General features: G+C 38.4%; 10 protein-coding genes and 1 other annotated feature. All 10 genes read left to right on the top strand.

All coding sequences use genetic code 11. From position 1 onward, the window contains the following. Positions 1–34 precede the first annotated feature (34 nt). The 10 genes from citZ (at position 35) to yihA (ending at position 12,516) form a co-directional block, all read left to right on the top strand. Entirely contained in the window at positions 35–1,156 is a 1,122-nt protein-coding gene (citZ, locus tag HRK21_RS13535; RefSeq protein ID WP_003739034.1) for a citrate synthase, read from the top strand. 19 nt (positions 1,157–1,175) lie between these two features. Next, positions 1,176–2,438: an NADP-dependent isocitrate dehydrogenase gene (gene icd, locus HRK21_RS13530; RefSeq protein WP_003739033.1), complete on the top strand. Its 1,263-nt coding sequence runs from the start codon at positions 1,176–1,178 to the stop codon at positions 2,436–2,438. Between the two features lie 164 nt (positions 2,439–2,602). Then, positions 2,603–5,230 (top strand): DNA polymerase I, encoded by a 2,628-nt coding sequence (polA, locus tag HRK21_RS13525; RefSeq protein WP_069888746.1) that lies wholly within the window; start codon positions 2,603–2,605, stop codon positions 5,228–5,230. Positions 5,231–5,253: 23 nt separating this feature from the next. Further along, complete coding sequence (mutM, locus tag HRK21_RS13520; protein WP_069888747.1) at positions 5,254–6,075, top strand: DNA-formamidopyrimidine glycosylase; 822 nt, start codon at positions 5,254–5,256, stop codon at positions 6,073–6,075. A gap of 16 nt (positions 6,076–6,091) precedes the next feature. After that, on the top strand, positions 6,092–6,694 hold the full coding sequence (gene coaE, locus HRK21_RS13515) for a dephospho-CoA kinase (protein ID WP_070006712.1): 603 nt from the start codon (positions 6,092–6,094) through the stop codon (positions 6,692–6,694). A gap of 78 nt (positions 6,695–6,772) precedes the next feature. Then, entirely contained in the window at positions 6,773–7,237 is a 465-nt protein-coding gene (nrdR, locus tag HRK21_RS13510) for a transcriptional regulator NrdR (RefSeq protein WP_003723246.1), read from the top strand. 5 nt (positions 7,238–7,242) lie between these two features. Next, positions 7,243–8,619, top strand: a complete 1,377-nt coding sequence (locus tag HRK21_RS13505) for a replication initiation and membrane attachment family protein (protein WP_070006711.1) — start codon at positions 7,243–7,245, stop codon at positions 8,617–8,619. 9 nt (positions 8,620–8,628) lie between these two features. Beyond that, complete coding sequence (gene dnaI / locus HRK21_RS13500) at positions 8,629–9,552, top strand: primosomal protein DnaI (protein ID WP_003739028.1); 924 nt, start codon at positions 8,629–8,631, stop codon at positions 9,550–9,552. A gap of 50 nt (positions 9,553–9,602) precedes the next feature. Continuing rightward, positions 9,603–9,833, top strand: a binding site (T-box leader). 68 nt (positions 9,834–9,901) lie between these two features. Next, on the top strand, positions 9,902–11,824 hold the full coding sequence (thrS, locus tag HRK21_RS13495; RefSeq protein WP_003739027.1) for a threonine--tRNA ligase: 1,923 nt from the start codon (positions 9,902–9,904) through the stop codon (positions 11,822–11,824). A 107-nt stretch (positions 11,825–11,931) separates the two neighbouring features. After that, positions 11,932–12,516: a ribosome biogenesis GTP-binding protein YihA/YsxC gene (yihA, locus tag HRK21_RS13490; protein WP_003739026.1), complete on the top strand. Its 585-nt coding sequence runs from the start codon at positions 11,932–11,934 to the stop codon at positions 12,514–12,516. Positions 12,517–12,585: the final 69 nt, after the last annotated feature.

Raw genomic sequence — 12,585 nt, 5'->3', positions numbered from 1 at the left:
ACATACGTAAAAAAGGATAAAAGGAGGAAATGAAATGACGTTATCTAAAGGCTTAGAAAATGTATATGTTGCTGAAACTTCCATTAGCTCTATCATTGATGATATGTTAACTTATGTTGGTTATGGTATTGACGATTTAATGGAAAATAACGCTTCTTTTGAAGAAGTGATTTACTTATTATGGCATTTGCGTTTGCCGAATAAAGAAGAATTTAAAAAATTTAAACGAGAAATCCAAGAAAATATGGCAGTGTCTGAAACAATCATTACGAGCTTAAGAATGCAAAATCACCAAAAATTACATCCGATGAGTGTCTTAAGAACTACCGTCTCCATGCTTGGTGTATTTGATACCGAAGCTGAGTTAGACGACGGGGAGGCAGTTTACCGTAAAGGTTTGCGACTTCAAGCAAAAATGCCAACTATTGTTGCCGCTTTTTCCAGAATTCGTCGCGGACTTGATCCAATTCCACCTAGAGAAGATTTAAATATGGCAGCGAATTTCCTTTACATGATTACAGGAGAAGAAGCGGATGCGTTGTCGGTAGAAGCGATGAATAAAGCGCTTGTACTGCACGCTGATCACGAATTTAATGCTTCTACTTTTACCGCACGGGTTTGTGTGGCAACGCTTTCGGATGTTTATTCCGGCGTAACAGCTGCAATCGGTGCGCTGAAAGGCCCACTTCACGGTGGTGCGAATGAACGCGTATTTGATATGTTAGAAGAAATTGACCAAGCTGGTGATGTGCGTAATTACATTCAAGAAAAAATTGATACGAAACAAAAAATTATGGGATTTGGTCACCGTGTTTATCGCGGCGGAGATCCTCGCGCACAACATTTGCGTGAAATGTCTAGAAAGTTAACTGCCGAAAAAGGCGAAGAGAAATGGTTTGATATTTCGCTGCAAGTAGAAGAAGCTGTTTGGGAATTAAAACATTTAAAACCAAATGTCGATTTCTATTCTGCTTCCGTTTATCATGCGCTTGGCATTGACCGCGACTTGTTTACTCTTGTGTTTTCTGTGAGTCGTGTATCTGGTTGGTTAGCGCACATTTTTGAACAATATCGTGATAATCGTCTTATTCGTCCGCGTGCTATCTACGTTGGACCTGAAAATAGAAGTTATTTACCTGTAGAAGAACGAATTTAATGGAGGAGGAACAAACTTTATGAGTCAAAAAATTCAAGTAGAAAACGGTGTACTCAAAACACCAAACAAACCAGTCATTCCTTTTATTGAAGGGGACGGCACTGGTCCAGACATTTGGGCAGCAGCAAAACGCGTTTTAGATGCTGCGGTAAAAAAAGCGTACAATGGCGAAAAAGAAATTGCTTGGAAAGAAGTATTAGCTGGCGAAAAAGCATTTAAACAAACAGGAGAATGGTTACCACAAGCGACTTTAGATACAATTGATGAATATTTGATTGCTATTAAAGGACCACTTACAACTCCAATTGGTGGAGGTATCCGTTCACTAAACGTTGCCCTGCGCCAAGAGTTAGATTTATATGTTTGTTTACGTCCAGTACGTTATTTCAAAGGTGTTCCTTCACCGGTGAAACGTCCAGAAGACACAGACATGGTCATCTTCCGTGAGAACACAGAAGATATTTATGCTGGGATTGAATTTAAAGAAGGTAGTGTAGAATCGAAAAAACTAATCGACTTCTTAAAATCTGAATTTGGCGTTGACAAAATCCGTTTCCCGGAAACTTCTGGTATTGGTATTAAGCCAATTTCGAAAGAAGGAACAGAGCGTTTAGTACGTTCGGCGATTGAATATACGATTAAAGAAGGTCGTAAATCATTAACACTCGTACACAAAGGGAATATCATGAAGTTCACAGAAGGAGCTTTCAAAAATTGGGGCTATGACTTATGTGAACGTGAATATGGCGATAAAGTATTTACTTGGAATGAGTATGATCGCATTAAAGAAGCAGAAGGTGCAGATGTTGCTGACGCGAGACAAAAAGAAGCACTTGCTGCTGGGAAAATTTTAGTCAAAGATTCGATTGCGGACATTTTCTTACAACAAATCTTAACTCGTCCGGCCGAATTTGATGTAGTTGCAACAATGAACTTGAATGGAGATTACATTTCTGATGCACTTGCTGCTCAAGTAGGTGGAATCGGTATTGCTCCAGGTGCGAATATTAACTACTTAACTGGTCATGCAATTTTTGAAGCTACACATGGTACTGCACCGAAATATGCAGGTCTTGATAAAGTGAATCCTTCATCGGTTATTTTATCTGGCACACTTCTGCTTGAACATATTGGTTGGGGTGAGGCGGCAGCATTAATTAATCAGTCAATGGAAAAAACCATCGCTGCGAAAACGGTAACTTATGATTTCGCTCGATTAATGGATGGTGCAACTGAAGTTAAATGTTCGGAATTTGCGGATGAATTGATAAAAAATTTCTAAAAAAACTCATTTTGGTTTCTAAAACTAGTTTGTAATTTTATTTTCAAACATAAATATACGCTTTTAAAACAAACCATTTAATCCCATTCGGATAAGTGGTTTGTTTTTGTATTCCTATGGTAAAATAGACACAAGTGAATGACAATATCGAGGAGGATATCCCTGTGAATAAATTAGTATTAATTGATGGAAATAGTATTGCGAATCGTGCTTTTTATGCATTACCACTTTTAAATAATGACAAAGGTGTTTATACAAATGCGGTATATGGTTTTGCAATGATGTTGATGAATGTACTCGAAAAAGAAAAACCTAGCCATGTGCTCGTTGCATTTGATGCTGGAAAAACAACTTTTAGACATACCACATTTAAAGGTTATAAAGGCGGACGCCAAAAAACACCAAGTGAGTTATCTGAACAATTTCCATTCATCCGAGAACTTTTAACGGCGTATGATATCCCGCAATATGAACTTGCCAATTACGAGGCAGACGATATTATCGGAACATTGACGAAAAAAGCGGAAGCAGATGGCATGGAAGTTGCTATTATTACCGGAGACCGCGATTTAACACAATTAGCTTCTGGAAAAACAACGGTTTATATTACTAAAAAAGGTATAGCTGATATGGAAACCAATACACCAGAAACACTAAAAGAAAAATACAATCTAACACCTGAACAAATCATTGACATGAAAGGTTTAATGGGTGATTCCTCCGACAATATTCCTGGTATTCCAGGGGTTGGTGAAAAAACTGCCTTAAAACTGTTACATGAATTTGGTGGAACGGTGGAAAGTGTGTTAGAACATGCCGAAGAAATTTCCGGTAAAAAACTAAAAGAAAAAGTATTGGAAAATAAAGAATTAGCCATTCTAAGCAAAGAACTAGCTACAATCAATGTGGATTCACCGATTGAATGCACAGTCGAAAGCACGAAATATGATGGTTATCAAACAGAAAAAGTTATCCCTTTATTAAAAGAAATGAATTTTACAACACTTTTGAAGAATATTGAGGGAGATACACCGGAAGAAGCAAAAGAATTAAAAGAACTATCTTTTGAAATCGTAACAGAATTAAAAGAAAAACATTTTGGTGGGAAAACTGCGCTTTATGTGGAGTTAGAAAATGATAATTATCATACAGCTAATTTCATTGGATTAACAGTACATTCTAGCCAAGGGACGTATTTCTTTACAAAAGAAACTGCTGAAAATAGCGAGGCGTTCCGTGAATGGGTAGAAAGTGAACAAACAAAAGTAGTATATGATGCGAAGAAAACTATGGTTGCAATGAACCGCATTGGTTTGGCAATTTCTGGTATCACATTTGATATCATGTTAGCATCTTACTTGTTAAATCCATCTGACTCGATTGACGACTTTACAAGTGTTGCAGTAAGACATGATTATACAGAAGTCGAAACGGATGAAGCAGTCTACGGAAAAGGGGCCAAACGTAGCACGCCAGAAGAAAGTATTGTGGCAACACACTTAGCGAGAAAAGCGGTGGCCATTGCTGACTTAGAGAAAAGACTGGTTGCTGATTTAGAGGAAAATGAACAATTAGCCTTGATGGAAGATTTAGAGTTGCCACTAACTTTTGTATTAGCAGAAATGGAAATGCAGGGGGTTAGTGTAGATATAGAACGTCTGGAGAATATGAAAGTGGAGCTAGCGGGTAGACTAAAAACATTGGAAGAGTCGATCCATTCTCTAGCCGGCGAAGAATTCAATATAAATTCACCGAAACAACTAGGTGTGATCTTATTTGAAAAGCTTGGTCTCCCAGCAGTCAAGAAAACAAAAACAGGTTATTCAACAGCCGCGGATGTACTGGAAAGTTTATCTGGTAAACACGCGATTATTGATGAAATTTTATTATACCGTCAACTTGGTAAAATTCAGTCCACTTATATCGAGGGGCTGCTTAAAGTGACAGATAAAGAAACACATAAAGTGCACACGCGTTTCAACCAAACATTAACGCAAACAGGACGCTTAAGTTCAGTTGATCCGAACTTGCAAAATATCCCTATTCGTTTAGAAGAAGGACGGAAAATCAGACAAGTTTTCGTACCGAGTAAACCAGGTTGGAAAATGTTTTCAGCCGATTACTCTCAAGTAGAGCTGAGGGTTTTAGCACATATTTCAGAAGATGAAAATTTAATTTATGCATTTAAACACGATTATGATATCCATACAAAAACAGCAATGGACGTGTTTCATGTGGAGCAAGACGAAGTGGATTCACTAATGCGTCGTCAAGCTAAAGCGGTAAACTTTGGTATTGTATATGGAATTAGTGATTATGGGCTTTCGCAAAACCTTGGTATAACACGTAAAGAAGCAAAAGACTTTATTGATCGTTATTTTGTGAGCTATCCAGCCGTAAAAGAATATATGCAAGATATCGTTCGTTTTGCGAAAGAAAAAGGCTATGTAGAGACCATTCTACATCGTCGTCGTTATATTCCAGAGATTGTTAGTCGTAATTTTAATGTTCGTGGATTTGCAGAAAGAACGGCGATGAACACGCCAATTCAAGGTAGTGCTGCTGATATTATCAAAAAAGCGATGATTCTCATGAGCGAGCGTTTAGTATCTGAAAAATTAGAAGCCAAATTATTACTTCAAGTGCACGATGAATTAATCTTCGAAGCGCCTGAAGCCGAAATAGCTAAATTAGAAGAAATTGTACCAGATGTTATGGAAAATGCTGTAGAGCTTTCCGTGCCGCTTAAAGTAGATAGCGCCTTTGGTGACACTTGGTACGATGCGAAATAAATAGAGAAACGGGGAGTTTATAAATGCCAGAAATGCCGGAAGTAGAAAATGTCCGCGCAACATTACAAGAACTAGTCCCAGGTAAAAAAATAGATCAAGTAATTGTTCATGTCCCAAAAATGATTGTCTCAACACCACCCGATGAGTTTGTGCATATGCTTGTCGGGCAAGAAATAGAGGGTGTACGGCGCCGCGGGAAATTCTTGCTTTTTGATTTAACCAACTGTACGATTTTATCGCATTTACGAATGGAAGGTAAATTTCGGTTAATGGATGAAAAGGAAGAGGTTAGTAAGCATACACATATTATTTTTCATTTTGAGGATCACACGGAATTGCGCTTTTTAGATGTGCGAAAATTCGGCACGATGGAAGTAACGAATAAATACGGTGAGGGTGAGACGCGGTCAATTAAAAAGCTTGGCCCAGAACCGCTGACGCCAGCTTTTACACTAACGGATTTTGCGACTGGCGTGAAAAAAACAAGCCGTGCCATCAAAACAGCTTTACTTGATCAAAAGTTAGTAGCTGGGGTTGGAAATATTTATGCGGATGAAATTTGCTTTGAAGCAAAAGTACGTCCAGAAAGAGCGGCTAACTCACTTTCAGACAAAGAAATCAAACGCATTTTTGAAGCGACAAAAAGGATTATGACTGAAGCTGTAGCACTTGGTGGCTCCACTGTCAGAACCTATGTGAATTCGCAAGGTAAGCTTGGACAATATCAAGATAAATTAAAAGTATACGGCAAAACAGACGAACCATGTGTTGTTTGCGGAACGCCGATTGAAAAAATCAAATTAAATGGACGCGGGACACATTTTTGCCCGAATTGCCAAAAATAGAAAGCGAGCTGAAATCATGGGGAAAACGATTGGATTAACAGGAAGTGTAGCTACAGGGAAATCAACAGTGAGTAACATGATTCAGCAAGTGGGAATTCCGTTAGTAGATGCAGATATTGCTGCTAGAAAAGTAGTGGAACCAGGTACAGAAGGATTAAAGGAAATCGTTGCTTATTTTGGGGAAGAAATTTTACTTGCAGATGGCACGTTAAATCGAGCTAAATTAGGAGAAATTATTTTTAAAGATAAAGAAAAACGTGAAAAGTTAAATGAAATTACGCATCCTCGTGTGAAAGACTACATGTTAGAAGCACGAGAACGTTTTTTTGGAGCAGGCGAGGAACTTGTCTTTTTCGATATTCCGCTTTTGTTTGAAAGTCATTTAGAATCGTTGGTAGATCAAATCGTTGTTGTTTGGACCACCCCCGAAACAGAGCTAAAACGCTTGATGGAGCGAAATAATCTAACAAAAGAAGATGCATTAAGAAGAATTGAAAGCCAAATGGGAATCGATGAAAAGGCGAGAAAAGCTGATTTTGTCATCGATAATAATGAGTCCCTTGAAAAGACGCAAAAACAAGTTTATACATTTATTGAACGTTTTGTAAAGAACAAATAGCCACCCTTACTTTCACATGGTATAATGAGGCATACAAATAAACAGATAGAGAAATGCTAGAGATAGGAGTGATTTTTTGTGAGATGTCCTACTTGTCAATATAATGGTACACGTGTTGTAGACTCAAGACCGGCAGATGATGGCAATTCCATCCGAAGACGGCGTGAATGTGAAAAATGCGGATTTCGTTTTACTACTTTTGAAAAGGTAGAAGAGAGTCCTTTAATAGTTGTGAAAAAAGACGGAGCAAGAGAAGAGTTCGCTCGTGAAAAAGTGCGACGCGGCTTAATAAGAGCATGTGAAAAACGACCAGTTAGCGCAGAACAAATTGAAGAAATTGTCAATGAGGTAGAACGCGAACTGCGTAATATTGGAGACAGCGAAATTGCTTCTGACTTAATTGGTGAAAAAGTGATGAATAAATTAGCGAATCTCGATGAAGTTGCCTATGTGCGCTTCGCTTCGGTTTATCGCCAATTTAAAGATATTAGTGTGTTTGTAGAAGAGCTAAAAGATTTAATGGAAAAAAATAAAGATAGGTGAGTAAATTGACGGAATTTTGGATGGAGCTTCAAGCGGTAGACAGCTATCAAGTGAAAGCAAGTGGAATCTTGACCGGCGCCGACAGAAAAATTATTACGATGTTATATCAACCGCTAATGGGGGCGGCATGTCTAGCTTTATACCAAACACTGTTTACAGAAGTCGAAGAAAACAGACTCTGGTCAGAAGCACATTCGCACGTCCAACTTTTAAACATGCTTGATATTAGTTTGAAAGCGTTATTCGAGGCAAGGCTGAAATTAGAAGGCTTAGGTCTTCTAAAAAGTTATGTGAAAACCGAGAATGAGCAACGTTTTTATATTTACGAAATCTTGCCACCGTTATCACCAGAAAAGTTTTTTTCGGACGGACTATTAAATATTTATTTATATAGCAAAATTGGCAATGTGCAGTTTCAACGTTTGCGTCGTTTTTTTGCAGACGATACATTTGCCACCGATACATACAGCGAAATCACTCGTTCATTTCAAGATGTTTTCGAACCATTTAAAGGTGGTAATAGTGCAGTTACGACTGATACTAGTCAAACGTTACTAGACAAAGTTGCGGCCAAAGAAATTGAATTTGATGACGCAAGTTTTGACTTCAATTTATTTTTGAGTTTGCTTTCTCCTGGAATGATTGCTCGAGAAAAGATAACAAAAGAAGTACACCAAACAATACTAAAACTGCATGGGATCTATCAAGTTTCTGAAAAAGATATGCCGAGTTATTTGTATCGTGCACTTGATGCGAATGGTGAAATTGATATTGTTTATTTACGTAAAATAGTTCGGGAAGGTTACACCATCGAACATGGAGCCCCGCCAAAACTGCAAATGAAGCAGGAAACACCTGTCGCCAACGAGCCAGAAGAATCTTTAAATGATGAAGAAGCGCTGCAAGTATATTTAGAGAGCATCACGCCATTTCAACTTTTGGTAGACATTTCAGACGGGGCAGTTCCCGCTGAAACCGATTTGCGCGTTGTGGAAGAAGTCATGAACCAGCAAAATTTACCAGTTCCTGTGATGAATGTGCTGATTGAGTACGTGTTACTCCGGCTTGATCGGAAGCTGTCTAAAAATTACATGATGACGATTGCTGCTCACTGGAAACGAAAAAATGTAAAAACAGCAAAAGAAGCAATGGATCTAGCGTGGCAAGAGCACGAAAAATACAAACGACTTCAAGAAGAGTCAGCTACACCAAAAACGAATAATTACAACCGAAATTATCAAAAATCAACGCGAAAAGAAATTTTGCCGGATTGGTTTGATAAGGAGCAAGTTGCTCCAGCGGAAAATAAAATGACAGATAAAGAAAAACAAACACTCGAAGAACAAGTTCGTGAAATTAAAGAACGACTAAATAAAAGGTAGGTGAAGAAGATGGATAACATCGAAAGAACATTAGGACAACTTTTTGAAGGACGCGACTTTGAAAAAGAATACCAAAGTTTAAAACAACAAGTTCTCCATTATCAACCAATTCAAGACTTTTTCAAAGAGCATAAAGAAGAGGTTACCGAGCAATTAGTTAATCAAAACTTGTCCAATTTATATGAATTTATGACACAACACAAAAAATTCACCGAACAGGAAGAAACCTTAATGCCCGGCTATGCGCCAAAACTTGTCCTTAATGGGGAATTCATCACTGTCACCTATTATCCGACGAAAGAGAAAATAGAAGAAGATAAACGCCGTGCAGTTGAGCGGAGAATTCGTTCTCTTTATATGCCTAAACAAGTAGTGGACGCGAATTTAGCGGACTTTTATACCGATGAAGAATCGCGTCAATTGGCACTTGTGGAAGCGTATCAATTCTTAAATAATTACCCTCCAAAAAGTGGCGAGCGTGTCAAAGGCTTATTTATTCATGGTAGCTTTGGAACAGGAAAATCCTACTTGCTTGGAGCCCTTGCGAAAGAGCTAGCTTTGAAAGGAATCTCATCGACGCTTGTTTATTTACCCGAGTTCATGCGCGAAGTGAAACAATCTATTTCTGACAATACTGTTGGGGAAAAAATTCAATTTGCGAAAGAGACAGAAGTATTGATGCTCGATGATATTGGGGCAGAATCAATGACGGCTTGGACGCGTGATGAAGTATTGGGTGCGATTTTACAATTCCGGATGCAAGAGGAATTACCCACTTTCTTCTCGTCAAATTACAACATGGATCAACTAGAAAATCATCTAATGTTTGCCCAAAATGGCACGGAAGAAAAACTAAAAGCTCGCCGAATCATGGAACGCGTGCGCTATTTGTCAAAAGAGGTTAACTTAGAAGGTAAAAATCGCCGTTTCTAAAAAGTGCTTGCAAATATGTTTAATCGGGCTTATAATTTGAAGTAATATAAAACAAAGTGATGAAAAGGACAACCAATTTAACGGAAAATTTTAGAGAGGAAGGGTTAGCTGGGAACCTTCTATTGGAACTTAAATTTGGACCACCTTGGAACTTCTATTAGGAACGTGTTTAACTAGTAATAATAGACGGTTCGCTCCGTTATAGGCGACAAGAGTGAAGTAGTTATATTTAGCTATTTCTGAATCTTGGGTGGAACCACGAGCATAAACTCGTCCCTTGACAACAGGAGGGATGGGTTTTTTATTTTGCCATCCTAACCACACTAAAAAAAGAAAAGGAGAGATTAGTATGAAAATCACATTTCCAGACGGTGCAGTAAAAGAATTTGAGCCAGGCGTTTCAACAGCAGATATTGCTGCTTCTATCAGCCCAGGGCTAAAAAAGAAAGCACTCGCAGGTAAATTAAACGGGGAGTTACTTGATTTAGTAACACCAATCCACGAAGACGGAGCAATCGAAATCGTAACACCAGACCATGAAGATGCGCTTGGCATTTTGCGTCACAGTACAGCTCATTTAATGGCTCAAGCATTGAAACGCCTTTATCCAGATGTGAAATTTGGTGTTGGCCCAGCGATTGATACTGGTTTCTATTATGATATCGATACAGAGGCAGTTATTAGCGATGAATCTCTCGTTGAAATTGAAAAAGAAATGCAAAAAATTGTGCGTGAAAATATCCCAATTGAGCGCGAAGTTGTTTCTCGTGAAGAAGCAATTAAACGTTTCAAAGCAATTGGTGATCAGTATAAATTAGAACTTATCGAAGCAATCCCAGAAGATGAAACAGTGACAATTTATACACAAGGTGAATTTTTCGACCTTTGTCGTGGAGTCCATGTTCCTTCCACTGGCAAAATCCAAGTGTTCAAACTACTTAGTGTGGCTGGTGCATATTGGCGCGGAGACAGCAATAACAAAATGTTACAACGTATTTACGGGACAGCTTTCTTCGATAAAAATGGCTTAAAAGAATTTATCCAAATGCAAAAAGAAGCGAAAGAGCGCGACCATCGTAAATTAGGTAAAGAATTAGATTTATTTACAAATAGCGTTGAAGTTGGTCAAGGCTTACCACTTTGGTTACCAAAAGGTGCGACTATCCGACGCGTCATCGAACGTTATATTGTGGATAAAGAAGAACGCCTTGGTTACAATCATGTCTACACTCCAATTATGGCTAATGTTGAGCTTTATAAAACAAGCGGTCACTGGGATCATTACGATGATGGTATGTTCCCAACAATGAAAATGGACAATGAGGAGCTTGTTTTACGTCCAATGAACTGCCCGCACCATATGATGATTTATAAAAATGATATCCATAGCTACCGTGAACTACCAATCCGTATCGCGGAGCTTGGTATGATGCATCGTTATGAAATGAGTGGGGCGCTTGCAGGTCTTCAACGTGTTCGTGGAATGACTTTAAATGATGCACACGTGTTTGTTCGTCCCGATCAAATCAAAGATGAGTTCAAACGTGTCGTAGAGCTAATTTTAGAAGTATATAAAGACTTTGATATTACAGATTACTCTTTCCGTCTAAGTTATCGCGATCCGAAAAATACTGAAAAATATTTTGACGATGATGCTATGTGGGAAAAAGCACAAGACATGCTTAAATCCGCCATGGACGAAATGGAAATGGATTACTATGAAGCAGAAGGCGAAGCTGCATTTTACGGTCCAAAACTAGATGTTCAAGTGAAAACTGCAATAGGAAAAGAAGAAACACTTTCCACTGTACAACTTGACTTCTTACTTCCAGAACGCTTTGATTTAACTTACATTGGCGAAGATGGTGAGAAACATCGTCCAGTTGTCATTCACCGCGGAGTTGTATCAACAATGGAACGTTTTGTCGCATATCTAATCGAAGAATACAAAGGTGCTTTCCCAACTTGGTTAGCTCCAATTCAAATGGAACTTATTCCAGTTAACGCAGATGCACATTTAGATTATGCAAAAGGTGTACAAGATAAATTGCAACGCGCTGGACTCCGAGCTGAAGTGGATGATCGTAATGAAAAATTAGGATATAAAATCCGTGAAGCACAAACCAAGAAAATTCCTTATGCTTTAGTATTAGGAGATCAAGAAGTAGAAGCTGGTTCGGTTAACGTTCGTCGTTACGGATCCAAAGAATCTGAAACAATGGATCTAGATGCGTTTATCGCACAAGTTGTTGCTGAAGTAAGCAAATATTAATCACGAAAATACTGTCTCTTAAAGGGGACAGTATTTTTTCATGGTGCTTTTTTCCTCTTTTTCCGTTATACTAGTAAAAGATAATGAATAGAACAGGATGGAAAATTATGGATGTAAATAATGTAGAACTAATAATAAGCGCTGTTCGACCAGAGCAATATCCCGAGACAGACCTTCCAGAATATGCACTTGCAGGTCGATCAAACGTTGGAAAATCATCTTTTATTAATACGATGATTCGCCGCAAAAGTATGGCAAGAATTTCACAAAAACCAGGAAAAACACAAACACTAAATTTTTATAAAATTGAAGAAGCGCTTTTCTTTGTCGATGTACCCGGTTATGGTTTCGCCAAAGTGTCGAAAACCGAACGAGAAAAATGGGGCGTCATGATTGAAACCTATATCACTTCTCGCGAGCAACTTCGTGGTGTTATCCAAATTGTTGATTTACGCCATAAGCCAACAGAAGATGACCGAATGATGTATGAATTTCTGAAATATTACGATATCCCTGTCATCGTTGTAGCAACGAAAGCAGACAAAATCCCACGCAGCAAATGGCAAAAAAATGCTAAAATTGTGCGAGAAACACTTGATTTTGATCCTGATGACAAATTTGTCTTATTTTCCTCTGAAACAAAAATGGGAAAAGACGAAGCATGGCAGTTTATCAAAGAGGGAATAGAATAATAGAAGGAGTTGGAATGAAAAATCCAGCTCTTTTTTCCGTCTAAATACATAAACGGACTATTTGGTGTA

The organism is Listeria monocytogenes (assembly GCF_013282665.1).
Lineage (GTDB): Bacteria > Bacillota > Bacilli > Lactobacillales > Listeriaceae > Listeria > Listeria monocytogenes_C.
The sequence above is the reverse complement of the archived record's forward strand: the minus strand, read 5'-3'. Positions and strand labels throughout refer to the sequence as shown.

Coding starts and splice junctions, on each gene's coding strand:
- citZ (WP_003739034.1), top strand. CDS start 35: ATGACGTTATCTAAAGGCTTAGAAAATGTATATGTTGCTGAAACTTCC.
- icd (WP_003739033.1), top strand. CDS start 1,176: ATGAGTCAAAAAATTCAAGTAGAAAACGGTGTACTCAAAACACCAAAC.
- mutM (WP_069888747.1), top strand. CDS start 5,254: ATGCCAGAAATGCCGGAAGTAGAAAATGTCCGCGCAACATTACAAGAA.
- coaE (WP_070006712.1), top strand. CDS start 6,092: ATGGGGAAAACGATTGGATTAACAGGAAGTGTAGCTACAGGGAAATCA.
- dnaI (WP_003739028.1), top strand. CDS start 8,629: ATGGATAACATCGAAAGAACATTAGGACAACTTTTTGAAGGACGCGAC.
- thrS (WP_003739027.1), top strand. CDS start 9,902: ATGAAAATCACATTTCCAGACGGTGCAGTAAAAGAATTTGAGCCAGGC.
- yihA (WP_003739026.1), top strand. CDS start 11,932: ATGGATGTAAATAATGTAGAACTAATAATAAGCGCTGTTCGACCAGAG.